Source organism: Bacillus sp. FDAARGOS_235, assembly GCF_002073415.2.
GTDB classification, from domain to species: domain Bacteria; phylum Bacillota; class Bacilli; order Bacillales; family Bacillaceae_G; genus Bacillus_A; species Bacillus_A toyonensis.
This window is the reverse complement of sequence record NZ_CP020437.2, coordinates 1,638,543-1,654,587: the sequence shown is the minus strand read 5'-3', so window position 1 is coordinate 1,654,587 and position 16,045 is coordinate 1,638,543. Positions and strand designations below refer to the sequence as shown.

Genomic DNA, 16,045 nt, shown 5'->3' with positions numbered 1-16,045 from the left:
AGATACAAATGGGGTGAAGCTATGTCTGTAGTAGGAGAAGAAAGAAAGCGGACTATTCTTGAAAAAGTAGAGTTTAAAGGAAAAGTAAAGGTTTCAGAATTAGCGAGAGAATTCGCTGTATCAACAGAAACAATTCGTCGATATTTAGAAGAGTTAGATCGTGAAAAAAAGTTGAAGAAAGTGTATGGTGGAGCTGTTCAACTTCCAGGTGCCGGGATAGAGGCGCCGATGTTAGAAAGAGAAATGCTACATATAGAAGAGAAGAAAAGAATTGGTTATAAAGCAGCAACATTTGTAGAAGATGGTGATGTCATTGCAATTGATGACGGAAGTACACCACTTCAGATGGTTCCATATCTTGTTCATCGAAAAAATTTAACGATTGTTACGAGTTCTTTTCCAGTAGCGACACAATTAATCTCTTCTATTAATAAAAAGATGTTTCACGGTGAAGTTTTATTTATTGGTGGAAAAGTATCACCAAAGCATTCGCGTGTATCAGGATCTATTTCTCAGCAAGTGATTCATCAATTTCATTTTCATAAAGCGTTTGTTTCGATTGATGGGTTATTACCTAGTTTTGGCGTTTCCAGTTTTGAATTAGAAAAAGCAAAACTGTCGGAAGCGATGATGAAATTAGCTGAGAAAACATATATTTTATGCGACCATACAAAAGTAAGTGTAAAAGGGAATTATAGAATAGCAGGATTTTCTCGTATTCAACATGTTATTTGTGATAAGAAAATGCCATATAGTTTTGAAGAAGAAGTTAAGAAGCATAATATTCAATGGACAGTGTGTTAAATAAAGTGAAAGCAGTAATGAAATAAAAGGTTTGCATTCATGCAAAAAGTGGACACATTTTCTCATTTCCTTCATATAATTTACCAATATAAAAAAAGTTGGCTGAAGGAAAGAAGGGGGAATATGTCAGAACGCATATATAATAAACTTGTATTGTATGCAAATATTTTACAAAAAATTGGTTTTATTAATGAGAAAGAAAAAAGTGAAATTCTTCATACGATAGGTAAAAAATCCCTTTGAATAAAGGGATTTTTATTGTGTATCGCTAGAAACATATTTTACATGTAATATTGCAGTTATCAATATAAGGGAATTTTATTTTGAAAAAATTATATTAAGGCGCTAGTAGTAGCAACATTAGGCGACAAAGAAACAGAGAAAGCAGATGATAACTCTAATTCATGCTATACGGAAACAAAGAATCAAGTGGATAGCCAAAATATGATAACAGATAAATAATTAAGAGAATTTGTTAATAAAAAAGTATGTAATAGAAAAGATTTAAATACACCAATTACGAAAGAAGAGTTATTGCAAGTAAAGGACTTGTTTTTAAATACGAATGAGATTATTGATTATCGTGCATTGAAATATATGCCGTATTTTAAATTTTTAACAGTTGCGAATGCGAAGATAAAAGATCCGTCATTCTTTACGAACTTAAAGCAAATGAGAAAAATACGTTATTCTTTCATTAGAAGAATAACGTATTTTTTATTGTAAAATGAAGTAGGACATGGACGGCGGGATTGGTATGTGAGTAGCCTATTTTTACGAGGAGCGTTGAAATCATATTGACAAAAAAGCATTCTCATGTGATAATTCAATTAAATTTTTAGAATAATCAAAAAATATTCCTTTTACATAGAAAGGATTCGAACATTATATAAATATTACGACGGGGGTGACGAAATGTTATTTTTTCTGAAGAAATGGAATGAATTAAAAGATGTGAAATCTGAATTGGCACTTCGTGATTGGTTTTATGGTACAAAAATTAGTTTATCGTTATGTACGTCAAAAGAGCCATTAACATTTTTAGTGAATGTCGAGGGAAGAGATAAAGGATTGTTTTCAGAAGAGGATTTTATTGTTGTCAATTGCATGTGTGAGCCAGTGTTTGAAAACGAGGAAAAACCAGCGGCAGAGTCATTTATGCATGCGGATATTTATAAAAAAAGCAGTGCGGAATGTATTTTACAAGTACAGACTGTAGATAGCCATTTAATATCAGAGTTATACGGAGAAGAAAGAGAAGTAACATTCGATAAACGTAGCGTGGAACGTGTTTTTGGAAAAGAAGGTATAACAGAAATGACAATTCCAATTGTAGAAGATGAAAAGAAATTTGCTGATTTGTTAGAAAGTAATGTTCCGAATTTTATTGAAGGTGGAGGAGTAGTTCTCGTTCATAATTACGGCATGATTGTGTGGGGGAAAACGCCAGAAGAAGCGAAAAAATGGCTAGAGGGTATAGAATATTTAATGAACTATCATGTAAAGTTGTTAATGATAAAAGGTGCGAAGAGCTCTGTTATATAAAAATGTTTGCGATGTTGTTACAATTCCATAAATAAATGAAAGCGTTTTAAAAATAATTTTACTCATAAAATATAGGTCTCCTTATTATATATAGATTACATGTTGACATGTAAGGAGGAACATATTTTGCGAGTTAAATATCATTTTCTGCCAAAACAGCAGGTGACTTATTGCAAGATAAATGATACTGGTGAAAAAGCATTACAAATTATGAATGAAACGGGATTTCGAGCAATCCCTGTATTAGCAGAAGATGAGAAGCTATTCATGGGGATTATTTATAAAGTAGATTTATTAGAAAAGAAGTGTAATAGCGGATTAAAGCATGTAAGTACAGGAGATATGTTAGAAAATTCCTCTGCATTTATTTTTGAAAAGGATTCTTTCTTCAGAGCTTTTTATGTGATTCGTCGTCTCCCATTTTTAGCGGTGCTAAATGATTATAATGAATTTGTTGGTATCTTAACACATTCCAATGTATTTGATGTTATTGAAGACTCATTCGGTATGCGGACGGGTGGTTATATATTAACAATTGCAACACAAGATTGTAAGGGAACGATTAAAGAGCTTGGGACATTGTTAAAAGCATATAATATCGGTGGGTTGTTTACGCTAGATAACGGTGATCAATATATTCGCCGTATTATCGTAAATATATCAGATGAGTTAGATGAAAAAAGATTAAAGAAATTAATCGAAAAAATAGAAAAAAAAGGATTCAGAGTGAGTCATGTAGATTATATTTAAGTGAAAAGGAAAGGTACCAATCTGCTATATGTAGAGTGGTACCTTTTTTTCGTGTAAGTGATGAATTGTCTCCCACTATTTTTGGGAGCACCGCCGCCCGTAAACGCCCGATTGGTGAGGGCTAATAATTAGTGGTGAATGCCCCACTAATTAAAGTTTCACTTTATTTTGAAACAGCAGGTGGAGATAATGCTAAATCAGACAAAAAAATAAAGTCTGCATGCTCGCGAATTTTGGGAATAGAGGTTTCTATAACACGTGATGTAATTTCACCTGGAGGCCCAACGTGTCCGATAGCTACCATAATTGGTTTTTCTTGAATTTTTTTGATAAGTAATTGAGCTTGTTTTGAAATATGTCCTGCTGTATAAACATCATCAAAAAATAGTTGGTTTTCAATAATAGGCACCCCTAATTCTTTTCCGATTTGTGGGACGACACTATTAGGGTTTGTTTTGCTATCTAAATAAAATAAACCGTGTTTTTTACAAGCTGTAAGTATAAGACGTACAATTCTTTCGTCAGCTGTTACTTTTGATCCCATATGATTGTTCATTCCAATTGCATGCGGTACTTCTTTAATCGCTTGTTCGAGTCGGTTGTTTATTTCTTCATCGCTTAAATCAGTTGTAAGTGCTTTTGGTCCAAGCCATTCTTTTTTACCTTTAATAGGTTCCATTGGCATATGTATAATAACTTCATGGCCTTTTTTATGGGCTGCTATTGCATCTTCTTTTGTAGAAGGAAGGAAAGGCATAACAGCAACAGTCAGTGGAATGGGAAGTGATAACATTTTATCAGTTCCCTTCATATTATTTCCGAAGTCATCAATGACAATAGCTACTTTATTTGTATGGGCATTGGCTTGAATCGGAAACAAGAAGGATGGTAAGAACATAGTAAAAATGAGCAATGCAATCGTATATTTGCGCATATAAATATTTCCTCTCTATTTTATCCCGCTATTTGCGGGCAGTAAGATTCCCACCTCAAAATTCGGCTGGAGCAAAGAAGTTAGGGGGAAGATCCACTGCTCGTAAACGCCCGATTGGTGAGTGCTAATAATCAGTGGGGGATGAACAAAACCCCCCACTGATTAAAGTTTCACTTTATCAATCATCATTATGTTTTGCTTTTTTATATAAATTAAACAAAAAATGTCGAAGAAAAGTATATGGTAAATAGAGAAACCGCTATTTAATTGGTATTTGTAAAAAAAGAAGATGAAAAAAATGTCTATTATTGCGAATGTATTTACAAAGATAGAATAATTTGTAATAATTCTCAAAGTGAGGGTAAAGATTTGTAAATTACAGGGAGAAAATGTTTAATTTTCTGATTCTTCAAATTTGAATATGATTAAGCAGGTAAAAGGTCAATAGTGAAGTGAAGTTGAGAGCATGGAAGAATAATAAGGGGGATATGGATGTTTACTGTAAAAAGGAAGTACACATTAGAAAAGCTTTCACGTGATATTCATATGAAGCGTGAAGAAATGATTCAACTAGGATTAACAAGCGGATTAACTAGTAGGGAAACAATTCAAGTTAGTCAAGAATTGGACAAGCTTATTTTACAATACCAGCGCTATAAAGAAAAACAAACACCAAAATGGTTTTCCATTATAAAGGTACCTATTTTCCAAATCGGATATGAAGGAAAATCGAATAATTTTTGGCGAATGCTTGTGGCGGGTTTTATGAAATAAGTATAATTACCCTTTTGTGATAAGGATAATTATACTTTATGTAACGGTATTTCGATATGAACTGTCGTTCCTTTGTTTTCTTTACTGTCAATAAAAATATGCCCATCGTACATCTCTACAATTCGTTTACATATGACAAGTCCAAGACCTGTTCCAGTATCTTTATTAGTAAAGAACGGATGAAAGAGGTGTTTTTGAATATGTTTTGGAATACCTTTTCCAGTATCAATAATTTGCAATTGTGCGTGTGTTTCATTGTCTGTTACGACAATGGTTAGTGTGTCACTAGAAGTCATGGCTTCAATTGCATTTTTTGTAATGTTTAAAACCACTTGTTTCATATGGTCTTTTGAGCAACGGATATGAACAGGATGGTCTGGCAAATGTAGATGGAATACAATGTTATGTAGATTCGCCTCAGATTGAATAATCAATGCTACCTCATTTAGAATAGTTCTCACATCATATGTTTGTTCAATGATAGCAGTTGGCTTTCCAAGAATAAGAAATTCACTTACAATTTCATTAATTCTCTCTATTTCTTGTTCGATGATGGAAAAGTAAAACTGATCCTGTTCATCTTTATATTTTTCTTTTAATAGCGCAACGAGTCCTTTAATTCCCGTAAGAGGATTGCGGATTTCGTGGGCTGTACTCGCTGCAAAAGTTCCAACCAATTCAATTTTTTGCAGTTCATTTTGTTGTCTTTCCAGCTTTGTTTGCCGTTTTAATAACATATATTGAGCGAGTAAAAATAAGATAGACATTAAAAATAAAGTAGCTATACATTCTATTGCAACCCATTGGTATAAAGTTTGCTTGTGGATAGGTAATGGAGAAACAGAGACCTTCCAATTTAACCTTTGGAGTGGGGTAGTGAGCATATTAGAATGCGCATCGCTTGTTTCATTATTGTCATCAGTTAGAAAAACTACATCATGTTTATCAGTTACTTCGAAATGGTATTGTGGTTTAATAGCATTTAAAGAAGATGAAATGTAGTCAAAGCGTAAACTTGCTAACAATAAGCCTGAGAGTTCCTTCTGTTTGTTAAATATTGGGGAAGCGATTATAATAGCTTGATGTCCAAGGACGCGATCTGTAATGACGGATGATACAGTTGTTTTCTTAGTTTGTAATGCGTCTTGAATATACTTGCGGTCTGAGACGTCTACAGGTCTTGATTCGCTTTCTGATGCGATGGTAATGATTCCTTCTGGTGTAACGTAATATAGACCAGAAAAGCGCGCATCGTTTCCATCTGTATCATGCACAATTTGTTTAATCCCATTTATGTTACCAGTCTCGGTACCTACGACTTTTGCAAGCATTTCTAAGGCAGAAATTGCTTCACCAAGGTGATGATCTAAATAGTCTCTATATAAAAAGAGAACCGTATGAGCAGATGTTTTGTTTTCCTGCTTCATTTTATACGTATGATAGGAATAAAATGTAGCACCAATCACTATCGTTGGTAGGATAACAAGCAATATATATAAAACTATGCTTTGGAATTTGACTTTCAAATGTGGTACTCCTTCTTTTTTTATTATCATTATATATAAACTATGTTAAAATTGTCATGTTTTTATTCAAGAATGATTCGTAATATATTAGGGGAGAAGAAATGGATGAGTGAATGCTCATTCGGAACTCACATGAAGTATTAAGCTGTATTTTCTTTTTATTGCTGAGAATTTAAGTGAAGGGTTGAAAGTTGTATGACATCAAATAATGAACGAGAAGATATTTCTCAATCTTTAAAAGTATTTATTGCATTATCTCGTGTACACCGTTCTGTTATGGATACTACAAATAAATCTATACAAAGTAACGGGTTAAATCCAACTGAATTTGCTGTATTAGAACTGCTATATCATAAAGGTGGTCAACCACTTCAGCAAATTGGTGAGCGCATTTTAATAGCTAGTGGCAGCATTACATATGTTGTAGATAAGCTGGAAAAAAAGGGATTAGTAAAGAGAATCCCATGTCCGAATGACAGACGTGTTATTTATGCGCAATTAACGGAGTCTGGGGAGAGTTTTATTGCTTCTATTTTTCCGGGGCATGAGCAAGTTATACATCAGTCTTTTGAAATGTTAACGAAGGATGAAAAGGATGAATTACTTGATTTGTTGAAAAAAATTGGAAAGTATGAAAAGTGATACTATGTTCCAAAGGAGCTTTGGATAAAAAATCCAAGGCTTTTTTGCATATAAGTAAGTAAGATGGAAGCTGCCGAATTTTGTTGAAAACTAAGAGGGGATTTGGGAAGAAGTATTGAATTATAGTAAAGGTATACATAATGGAGAGGAGGCTCGTTCATGTCATTTAAAGACTATGAATATAAACGGCCAAATATTGAAGAATTAAAAGAGAAATTTACTGTTGCTTTAGAGAAATTTGATAACACAAAAACTGTAGAAGAACAAAAACAAGTTATCAATTCAATTAATGAAATTCGCAATGATTTTGGTACAATGGGGAATCTTTGTTACATTCGTCATTCTGTTGATACGACAGATGCTTTTTATAAGGAGGAGCAAGATTTCTTTGATGAATACTCTCCAGTTGTACAAGGATATGGAACAAAATATTATAAGGCGTTAATTAGTTCTCCATTTCGTGAAGAATTAGAAGCCTATTACGGAAAGCAATTATTCGCTCTAGCAGAATGTGATTTAAAAACATATTCAGATGAAATCGTGAAAGATTTACAATTAGAGAATAAATTGTCTTCACAATATACACAGTTGTTAGCATCTGCAAAAATTGACTTTGCGGGAGAAGAAAGAACATTATCGCAACTGATTCCATTTATGCAAGGAAAAGAAAGAAGTGAACGTAAATCAGCAAGTGAAGCATACTACGGATTTTTAGCTGGAAATGAGGAAGAACTAGATCGTATTTATGATGAGCTTGTTAAAGTAAGAACGAAAATTGCGAAATCTTTAGGTTTCAAAAACTTTGTTGAACTAGGATATGCAAGAATGTATCGTACAGATTACAATGCGGAGATGGTTGCGAATTATCGTCAGCAAGTACTTGATTATATCGTTCCAGTTACAACGGAATTAAGAAAGAGACAAAAAGCACGTATCGGTGTAGAAAAGCTAGCATATTACGATGAAAACTTTGAATTTGCTACAGGTAATCCAACTCCAAAAGGAGATGCAGATTGGATTATTAATCATGGGAAAACGATGTATAAAGAGTTATCAGCTGAAACAGATGAATTTTTCAATTTCATGTTAGATAATGATTTATTAGACTTAGTTGCGAAAAAAGGAAAAGCTGGTGGCGGATATTGTACATATATCGAAAATTATAAAGCGCCATTTATTTTCTCAAACTTCAATGGAACATCTGGTGACATTGATGTATTAACACATGAAGCTGGTCATGCTTTCCAAGTATATGAAAGTCGTAAATTTGAAATTCCAGAATATAATTGGCCAACATATGAAGCGTGTGAGATTCATTCTATGAGTATGGAATTCTTTACATGGCCATGGATGAAACTATTCTTTGAAGAAGATGCAGATAAATATTATTTCTCACACTTAAGTTCAGCACTTCTGTTTTTACCATATGGTGTATCTGTCGACGAATACCAACATTATGTATATGAAAATCCAGAAGCATCACCAGCAGAGCGTAAGACAGCATGGCGTAACATAGAGAAGAAATATTTACCGCATCGTGATTATGAAGATAATGATTATTTAGAGCGCGGTGGCTTCTGGCAACGTCAGGGGCATATTTATAGCTCGCCGTTCTACTATATTGACTACACGTTAGCTCAAATTTGTGCACTGCAATTTTGGAAGCGCGCAAGAGATAATAGACAAGAGGCATGGGAAGATTATGTGAACCTTTGCCAACAAGGTGGAAGTAAATCATTCTTAGAATTAGTAGAAGTGGCAAATTTAACATCACCATTTGCTGAAGGTTGTGTGAAAAGTGTCATTACAGAAATTGAAGCATGGTTACATGCGATTGACGACACAAAATTGTAAAAAACATGCGCTTTTTTTCACATGTTTAACATCGACATAATGGGAAAATGATGAGATAATAAAAGAAAATTCAGAATGCTAAAGAGGTGTTTCTAATAAGGAGCACCTCTTTTCACCAACAAAAAGGGGGGAAAGAAGTATGCTTCAATCTAATATGGATGTGAGTTTAGAAAGTTTGGTGAACTCATTGCAGTCTACCCGAAGCACGCTATTATCAGAAATTGAAATGTTAAATGATACAGAAGTGAATGTAAAGCCACGCCGTGATAAATGGAGTATTATTCAAATTTTACATCACTTACATTTAGTTGAACAATCTGTCACATCTGCCCTTGTATATGCTCTACACAAAAATGAAAGAAATGCGACTCCATTTAAAGACCTCCAACTTACGCTTGATCGCACACATAAAAGAGAAGCTCCTCAGCAAATGCAACCAACAGAAACTTTAATGAAAAAACAGCAAGGAATTCAATTGCTAGAACATTCACGACAAGAACTATTACATGCGCTTCATAGTATCATAGATGAAAAAGAATTAGTTGAAAATGGATTAAAGCATCCTGTTTTTAATGATTTGAATTTGTATCAGTGGGTTCAATTTCTTGATTTACATGAACAAAGACATCTTACACAGTTAAAAGAGGCGAAATACGCAATTTTGCAGCGATAAAGTGGAAGAAGTGGGAAACCACTTCTTTTTTGATACATGCATAGTTTTCTTTCTTACTTTGGAATACTACATGGAGAAAGAAAAGAAGGAGTTGAAAAGTATGTCCAAGAAAAAGAGAGAAGAAGAGCGTGCTTGGAAAGCACGTAAAGAGAATCAAAAACCACATGGAAAAGTGAAAGCTTTTGCTGAATTAGTTGAAGGAACAGAAAAAACGTGATGATTATTTCATCACGTTTTTTGTATGAGTGGAAAGGTTAATAAGAAGGTTGTACCGATTCCTTTTTCACTTATAATATCAATTTTTCCATTCATAGCTTGAACAACACTGAATACAACCATCATTCCAAGACCAGTCCCTTTTTCTTTCGTTGAATAGAAAGGAGAACCGAGGCGCTTCACCTGTTCTTGATCCATGCCAACTCCTGTATCTTTTATATATAGCTGGATATGCTTATGATCAGGAACTAATGTGAAATAAAGATCGCCACCTTTTGGCATAGCTTCAATGCAGTTTTTTAAAATATTTAATAAGCATTGGTTTAGTTTTTGCTTCTCTCCAGCGATAAAGAAAGAAGTACTTTGCTTTATGTAATGAGTACGGACATTTGTTAAATTGGCAAGTGGTGTAATTAAAGATAGTGCATGCAGTAATTCTTCCTCGAGTTGTAGTGTTTGTTCTTTTTCAATACTCGGTTTTGCAAAGGTTAAATAGTCTGTGAGAACATGATTTGCTTGCTCAATACCATTAATGGCAATATCGATATATAATTTCCGTTCTTGCTCGGTACATGTATCAGACTGCAATAGTTGTAAAAATCCTTTCGTTGAAGTTAAAGGATTGCGAATTTCGTGCGAGATGGAAGCTGCCATTTCACCGATTAAATGAAATTTCTCAGCGTTCATAAGCTCATTTTGGAGACGAACCTGAGTTTGTAATATGTGTAGTAAATATAAAATAAGGATCGTACCAAGCATCGTACATAACTCATACACAATAATATGGGGTATATAATCTACCTTATTTGTAACTTCTGAAAGGAAGAAGGGTATCCAGCTAAATCCATATGTGAGACTGTAAATAATAGCAAGTGCTATTTTTATACGATTAGAAGTTCGATTGAAAAATTTGTACGTTAATAGTAGAACAATAAATAGAACAATAGAAGCGATAAGGGATGGGAAAACACCTATTCCTCCTAATAAGAAGCGATATATGTTTAATACAGCTAAAATAGAACCACCAGCAATAGGCCCTCCTGTCAATGTACCGACAATTAATACGATATGACGCATATCAAATTGAAAACCATTATTTGTTTTTGCTGCAAAAGTGATACATAGTATTGTAGCGAGGCAACACAGTACAATAAATATAGCTGAATTTAATTTAGGAGACCGTTTCCCTTTTTGATTCCAAAATAAGTGATAAATAAGCATTGTAACGAGAATGGATAAAATATTTAAAAAGAGGTAAATAATAAAGTGTTTCAGTGGGATGCCTCCTCTCTCCGAATAGTAAATTAATCATACTATAAAATGAAAGAAATGGAATATAAAATAGCGGAAAAATCAGAAATTTTTTCTGGTAGTATACAATATGTTACAATATGTTTTGTCAATGAAAGAAGAAATTCCATGCACCGCATGGGAGAGGTTCGCGAACTCCCTCTATAAAAAACTATGGAAACAACAATATCCTTAGGTATTGTTTTGTTTTTTTATTGTGACAGTTCAAGAACGTTCTTTCTTCTTATTCGTAGTAGAGAAGGAGAATGAGTGAAATGAAAAAAGAAAAAGCAGTTGTTGTTTTTAGTGGTGGACAAGATAGTACAACATGTTTATTTTGGGCAATAGAGCAGTTTGCAGAAGTAGAAGCTGTAACATTTAATTACAATCAACGTCATAAATTAGAAATTGATTGTGCAGTGGAAATTGCGAAAGAGCTAGGAATTAAACATACGGTACTAGATATGAGTCTATTAAATCAACTTGCTCCAAATGCGTTAACGAGAACGGATATGGAGATTACACATGAAGAAGGTGAATTGCCATCGACATTTGTAGATGGACGAAATTTACTATTCTTATCATTTGCTGCTGTATTAGCAAAACAAGTTGAGGCACGTCATATTGTAACGGGTGTATGTGAAACTGATTTTAGTGGTTATCCAGATTGCCGTGACGTGTTTGTGAAATCGTTAAACGTTACATTAAATTTATCTATGGATTATCCATTTGTCATTCATACACCACTTATGTGGATTGATAAAGCAGACACGTGGAAATTATCTGATGAACTTGGCGCATTCGAGTTTGTTAGAGAAAAAACATTAACATGTTATAACGGAATCATTGGTGATGGTTGCGGTGAATGTCCAGCATGTCAACTTCGTAAAGCAGGATTAGATACGTACTTACAAGAACGCGAAGGAGCGAACAACTAATGGATAATTTCTTTGGATTTCGCATCGTAGAAAATTTGCAAAAAATGGACAAGGATATTCAACGTAAACAACTCAAATATCATAATAAAAGAGTAATGGTCAGCAAGGAATTTACATTTGATGCAGCACACCATTTACACTGTTATGAAGGAAAATGTAAAAACTTACATGGTCACACATATAAAGTTGTATTTGGGATTAGTGGATATGTAAATGAAATAGGCCTTGCAATTGACTTTGGAGATATAAAAGAAATTTGGAAAAACGAAATTGAAATATATTTAGATCATCGTTATTTAAACGAAACATTACCAGCGATGAATACGACTGCTGAGAATATGGTCGTTTGGATTTATGAAAAGATGGCAGAAGCATTAACGAAAGATAATCGTGTGAACGAATATAAAGGAGCTCGTGTTGAATTTGTTCGTCTATTTGAGACGCCAACTAGTTATGCGGAAGTAAGACGGGAGTGGATGCTCGATGAGTAAAATCCCTGTCTTAGAAATATTCGGTCCGACTATTCAAGGAGAAGGCATGGTTGTCGGGCAAAAGACTATGTTTATTCGAACTGCTGGCTGTGACTATAGCTGTTCTTGGTGTGATTCTGCTTTTACATGGGATGGATCGGCAAAAGATCAAATTAGACAAATGCCAGCGGAAGACATTTGGAATGAGCTTGTTGAAATTGGAGGAGAAAATTTCTCTCATGTTACGATTTCGGGTGGGAATCCTGTTTTATTGAAAAATATTGAGTCGCTTCTTTCTATATTAAAAGAGAATGGGATGCGAACGGCGATAGAAACACAAGGGAGTAAATGGCAAGATTGGTTACTTCAAATTGATGAGATAACCATTTCGCCAAAACCACCAAGTTCGGGAATGAAAACAGCTTATCAAAAGTTAGATGCTGTAATTCAGAAACTAGCAGGAAAAGATATTAGTTTAAAAGTAGTAGTATTCGATGATCGCGACTTTGAATATGCAGTTAAGATGCACGAACGTTATCCATCTGTACCATTTTTCTTACAAGTAGGGAACGATGATACGAAAACAGTGGATGATGCAATGCTTATTAAAAAATTATTAGATAAGTATGAGTGGCTTATTGAAAAAGCTGTTAATTGTAAAAAAATGAATGATGCGAAAGTATTGCCGCAGCTTCATGCGTTAGTATGGGGAAATAAACGAGGCGTATAAAGAGAAGGGATGTTTAAAATGGCAGGAAGATTAGATGAAGATTTAAAAGATGTAACATTATTAGGAAATCAAAATACAAAATATTTATTTGAATATAGCCCAGAAATTTTAGAGGTATTTGATAATAACCATCCAAACCGTGATTACTTTGTAAAATTCAATTGTCCTGAATTTACAAGCTTATGTCCGAAAACAGGACAACCAGACTTTGCAACAATTTATATTAGCTACATTCCTGAACAAAGAATGGTAGAGAGTAAATCTTTAAAGTTATATTTATTTAGCTTCCGCAATCACGGTGACTTCCACGAAGATTGTATGAATGTAATTATGAATGATTTAATTAAATTAATGGATCCGCGTTACATTGAAGTATGGGGCAAATTCACACCACGTGGTGGTATTTCAATTGATCCATATTGCAACTACGGTCGACCAGGAACGAAGTATGAACAAATGGCAGATTACCGTATGATGAACCACGATCTATATCCGGAAACGATTGATAATCGTTAATAGAAAGAAAAGTCCTGTATACTATACAGGACTTTTCTTTCTATTATATTATGCATTTTGATTAATGACAGTATAGTTTTTATGACTTACAACTGTAAGAGGTTCCATATCTAGTTCTCTAAAATTCTCCATAATTGTTATATCAACAATAACAGAGTTTTGATTTACCTTTTGAACACGGCCTTGCATTCCACCTTTAAATTCGATGATATCTCCAGTTTCTGCGATCTGCATAAGCAACTCTCCTTGTTACAGTTTTTCCAAAAAAGAATAATTTGGGATTTTTTATTTTCCTTTATTTTGAACTATGTTTCCTGTTTTGTAAATGTTTTCAAAGGAAAAAGTCGAAAAATATTCATATTTTGTAAGATAATATCCATATTTCATATGATGCTGGAGAAAAAGTGTTTATATCTTTATAATGAAAATGGATGTTGGTCTGTTTAATAAGGGGGAAATAGGAGCGGTAAAATAATGTTTGAAATTATGGGGAGCTTTATAGCTTTGTTCTTATATTTATTTTCTTATACACAGTTGAAGAAAATTCGTCAACATGAAACGAATACATATTTTGATGGAATAGATGCTTCAGTTACTCATAGTAGTGGCGGAGATATGTAACAATATGTAACTTTTATTTTCAGCATGTTATGATGAATGTAAGAAATAGTACATAATATAGTTCGTAAGTGATGAATGGAGAGTGAAAAGAATGTGGATATCTTTTATTCGTCATGGTCGCTTGAATAGTACTATAGAACCGATGACAATTACTTCATTTCATGAATGGCTGAAGAGATATGATGTAGATAGTATGAGTAGGGAATGTAACATACCGATTGAAACAATTGAGGCAGTAGAATCGGCAAATTTAATTGTATCGAGTGATCAAAGACGTGCTGTACAGTCAGCAGCGGAATTAATGAATTCTTTGTCCTTTGTGCAAAATTCTCTTTTTAGGGAAGTAGAAGTACCGTCGAGTTTTTTTGCACCAGAATGGTTTAAATGTAAGCCGGGGACTTGGTTTTTTATTGGACGTGCTTTATGGATGGTTGGGTATCATAAAGATGTTGAGTCGTATAAGGAAGCAAGGGGAAGGGCAAAAGAAGCTGCTAACATGTTACATCACTATGCAATGGTGCACGGGAAAATCGCGATAGTAGGACATAGCTATTTTAATACGATGATTGGTGCGGAACTGAGGGCGATGGGATGGTCTGGACCTCCTATTTTTCATCGGAAGCCGTGGGGATATACAAAGTATACGTTCCATGAGGCGATGAATGGAAGTGTATTAAATACAAAATTAACTTAAAAGCACACGATTTTATATAAAATCGTGTGCTTTTTTTTAAGATATAGAAACCAATGTACGTAATGGTTTTATTAGATGAGCATAAGGTTCGCCAACGAGCATTACGGTTTTATCTTTGTTGTAACCTAGTTTTTCATACAGTGAAAAAGCACGCTTGTTCTCTAAATTAACAAGTAAGGCGATTTTTTCATAACCTGTTTCAGCTGCATGAAGTTCAGCTGCATCGATTAACTTAGAGCCAATGCCACGTCCGCCGTACATATTTGAAACTGACAACGTGTCAATATAATACTCATCAAGTTCAGCTTCTTTTTCTAACGTAATGGATTCATCTTCATGTAGTTCTCTTAAGTGGCGTATGATTGGTGCATCAAGTTGTTGAGCGTCACTACCGTGATAAGCGACAATAACCCCAACTACCTTTCCATCTTGTTCCGCCACTAAACAGTTTTCATAGCTCAATCGATTATTTTCTTTTACGAACCATTTTTCAAGTCCTAGTAATACATTTGCTTCAACTGTGCTACCAGTGATTTTTTCAGCAATTTCATGCAGAGCATTATACAATAAAGGAGATATTGCCTTTGCATCTGTCTTTGTTGCTTTCCGAATCATAGTATCCCTCCTAGTTCTATTTGTATATTGTAACATAGTGGTATGGAACTTTGTATGATTGAATGCCAAAATGTTTGATATAGAGAAGTAGCTATGTTAGTATATGATATTTAGTGGACATATAATAAAGCAATACTGCTTGTAAAATAATGAAAATGAAATGAAGGCATAGCAACAGGAAAAATTTACAGTTGTTGACCTATAAAAGATACGATAAAATAAAATATTGCATAGAGGTGAAATACATGGATGAACAATTAGCAAATACAATTTTGGATCAGCTGAAAAATGGTGAGATAAAGGAGTATGTTGCAACGAAAGATGTATTTTATACGTTTAGGAAAGTTGTAGTAAGTCGAGAAGATTTTAAACATATTATTGGGAATGCACAACGCGGTGGACAGGTAATTTATACATATTCAAAAACGCCACGTTCATAAATAGAAGATAAAG

At 33.9% G+C, this 16,045-nt stretch carries 20 protein-coding genes, 1 pseudogene and 1 riboswitch; of the genes and pseudogenes, 16 read left to right on the top strand and 5 right to left on the bottom strand.

Annotated elements, in window-relative coordinates; all coding sequences use genetic code 11:
- The first annotated feature begins 21 nt into the window (after positions 1–21).
- The 4 genes and pseudogenes from A6J74_RS10210 (at position 22) to cbpA (ending at position 3,099) form a co-directional block, all read left to right on the top strand.
- On the top strand, positions 22–804 hold the full coding sequence (locus A6J74_RS10210; RefSeq protein WP_000117657.1) for a DeoR/GlpR family DNA-binding transcription regulator: 783 nt from the start codon (positions 22–24) through the stop codon (positions 802–804).
- Between the two features lie 357 nt (positions 805–1,161).
- Positions 1,162–1,488: pseudogene (locus A6J74_RS30400) on the top strand (NEAT domain-containing leucine-rich repeat protein); the annotation flags it as partial.
- A gap of 231 nt (positions 1,489–1,719) precedes the next feature.
- The gene (locus A6J74_RS10195; RefSeq protein WP_000895994.1) at positions 1,720–2,349 is read left to right on the top strand and encodes a class II aldolase/adducin family protein; all 630 of its coding nucleotides are present in this window, start codon (positions 1,720–1,722) and stop codon (positions 2,347–2,349) included.
- A 126-nt stretch (positions 2,350–2,475) separates the two neighbouring features.
- A complete protein-coding gene (cbpA, locus tag A6J74_RS10190) occupies positions 2,476–3,099 on the top strand; it encodes a cyclic di-AMP binding protein CbpA (RefSeq protein WP_001264228.1) in 624 nt (207 codons plus the stop codon).
- 163 nt (positions 3,100–3,262) lie between these two features.
- On the opposite strand, the gene A6J74_RS10185 is transcribed toward cbpA, so the two are convergent.
- Positions 3,263–4,033 carry a divergent polysaccharide deacetylase family protein gene (locus tag A6J74_RS10185; protein WP_001234113.1) on the bottom strand — a complete coding sequence of 257 codons (771 nt, stop codon included), beginning with the start codon at positions 4,031–4,033 and terminating at the stop codon, positions 3,263–3,265.
- 492 nt (positions 4,034–4,525) lie between these two features.
- On the opposite strand from A6J74_RS10185, the gene A6J74_RS10180 reads away from it, so the two are divergent.
- Positions 4,526–4,807: an aspartyl-phosphate phosphatase Spo0E family protein gene (locus A6J74_RS10180; RefSeq protein WP_000495542.1), complete on the top strand. Its 282-nt coding sequence runs from the start codon at positions 4,526–4,528 to the stop codon at positions 4,805–4,807.
- Positions 4,808–4,836: 29 nt separating this feature from the next.
- Here A6J74_RS10180 and A6J74_RS10175 read toward each other — a convergent pair whose 3' ends face one another.
- Positions 4,837–6,333 (bottom strand): DUF3149 domain-containing protein, encoded by a 1,497-nt coding sequence (locus A6J74_RS10175; RefSeq protein WP_000865077.1) that lies wholly within the window; start codon positions 6,331–6,333, stop codon positions 4,837–4,839.
- Between the two features lie 195 nt (positions 6,334–6,528).
- Between A6J74_RS10175 and A6J74_RS10170 the strand changes: the two genes are divergently transcribed.
- The 4 genes from A6J74_RS10170 (at position 6,529) to A6J74_RS30395 (ending at position 9,719) form a co-directional block, all read left to right on the top strand.
- Complete coding sequence (locus A6J74_RS10170; protein WP_000203343.1) at positions 6,529–6,975, top strand: MarR family winged helix-turn-helix transcriptional regulator; 447 nt, start codon at positions 6,529–6,531, stop codon at positions 6,973–6,975.
- A 159-nt stretch (positions 6,976–7,134) separates the two neighbouring features.
- Positions 7,135–8,829, top strand: a complete 1,695-nt coding sequence (locus tag A6J74_RS10165; RefSeq protein WP_000008590.1) for a M3 family oligoendopeptidase — start codon at positions 7,135–7,137, stop codon at positions 8,827–8,829.
- Between the two features lie 139 nt (positions 8,830–8,968).
- Positions 8,969–9,502 carry a DinB family protein gene (locus A6J74_RS10160; protein ID WP_000941967.1) on the top strand — a complete coding sequence of 178 codons (534 nt, stop codon included), beginning with the start codon at positions 8,969–8,971 and terminating at the stop codon, positions 9,500–9,502.
- Between the two features lie 100 nt (positions 9,503–9,602).
- Positions 9,603–9,719: a DUF6254 family protein gene (locus A6J74_RS30395; RefSeq protein WP_000038354.1), complete on the top strand. Its 117-nt coding sequence runs from the start codon at positions 9,603–9,605 to the stop codon at positions 9,717–9,719.
- A gap of 11 nt (positions 9,720–9,730) precedes the next feature.
- Here A6J74_RS30395 and kinB read toward each other — a convergent pair whose 3' ends face one another.
- Positions 9,731–10,939 carry a sporulation sensor histidine kinase KinB gene (gene kinB, locus A6J74_RS10150; protein ID WP_002038243.1) on the bottom strand — a complete coding sequence of 403 codons (1,209 nt, stop codon included), beginning with the start codon at positions 10,937–10,939 and terminating at the stop codon, positions 9,731–9,733.
- A gap of 207 nt (positions 10,940–11,146) precedes the next feature.
- Positions 11,147–11,190: riboswitch (PreQ1 riboswitch) on the top strand.
- A 93-nt stretch (positions 11,191–11,283) separates the two neighbouring features.
- Between kinB and queC the strand changes: the two genes are divergently transcribed.
- The 4 genes from queC to queF are packed head-to-tail and all read left to right on the top strand — an operon-like array spanning position 11,284 to position 13,662.
- Positions 11,284–11,946 (top strand): 7-cyano-7-deazaguanine synthase QueC, encoded by a 663-nt coding sequence (queC, locus tag A6J74_RS10145; RefSeq protein WP_000711602.1) that lies wholly within the window; start codon positions 11,284–11,286, stop codon positions 11,944–11,946.
- Positions 11,946–12,437: a 6-carboxytetrahydropterin synthase QueD gene (gene queD, locus A6J74_RS10140; protein ID WP_000368413.1), complete on the top strand. Its 492-nt coding sequence runs from the start codon at positions 11,946–11,948 to the stop codon at positions 12,435–12,437. Before queC ends, queD begins: the two co-directional genes overlap by 1 nt.
- Complete coding sequence (queE, locus tag A6J74_RS10135; protein WP_000036307.1) at positions 12,430–13,146, top strand: 7-carboxy-7-deazaguanine synthase QueE; 717 nt, start codon at positions 12,430–12,432, stop codon at positions 13,144–13,146. The genes queD and queE overlap by 8 nt, the downstream gene beginning before the upstream one ends.
- Positions 13,147–13,164: 18 nt before the next feature.
- Positions 13,165–13,662 (top strand): preQ(1) synthase, encoded by a 498-nt coding sequence (gene queF / locus A6J74_RS10130; protein ID WP_000918895.1) that lies wholly within the window; start codon positions 13,165–13,167, stop codon positions 13,660–13,662.
- 48 nt (positions 13,663–13,710) lie between these two features.
- On the opposite strand, the gene A6J74_RS10125 is transcribed toward queF, so the two are convergent.
- Positions 13,711–13,896, bottom strand: coding sequence for a YkvS family protein (locus tag A6J74_RS10125; RefSeq protein WP_001165081.1), 186 nt, complete (start codon positions 13,894–13,896; stop codon positions 13,711–13,713).
- 240 nt (positions 13,897–14,136) lie between these two features.
- Between A6J74_RS10125 and A6J74_RS30005 the strand changes: the two genes are divergently transcribed.
- On the top strand, positions 14,137–14,283 hold the full coding sequence (locus A6J74_RS30005) for a hypothetical protein (protein WP_000461689.1): 147 nt from the start codon (positions 14,137–14,139) through the stop codon (positions 14,281–14,283).
- Between the two features lie 91 nt (positions 14,284–14,374).
- On the top strand, positions 14,375–14,977 hold the full coding sequence (locus A6J74_RS10120) for a histidine phosphatase family protein (protein ID WP_000264991.1): 603 nt from the start codon (positions 14,375–14,377) through the stop codon (positions 14,975–14,977).
- A gap of 36 nt (positions 14,978–15,013) precedes the next feature.
- On the opposite strand, the gene A6J74_RS10115 is transcribed toward A6J74_RS10120, so the two are convergent.
- Positions 15,014–15,592: a GNAT family N-acetyltransferase gene (locus tag A6J74_RS10115; protein ID WP_000619577.1), complete on the bottom strand. Its 579-nt coding sequence runs from the start codon at positions 15,590–15,592 to the stop codon at positions 15,014–15,016.
- Positions 15,593–15,837: 245 nt separating this feature from the next.
- Between A6J74_RS10115 and A6J74_RS10110 the strand changes: the two genes are divergently transcribed.
- Positions 15,838–16,032, top strand: coding sequence for a hypothetical protein (locus A6J74_RS10110; protein WP_000344285.1), 195 nt, complete (start codon positions 15,838–15,840; stop codon positions 16,030–16,032).
- Positions 16,033–16,045: the final 13 nt, after the last annotated feature.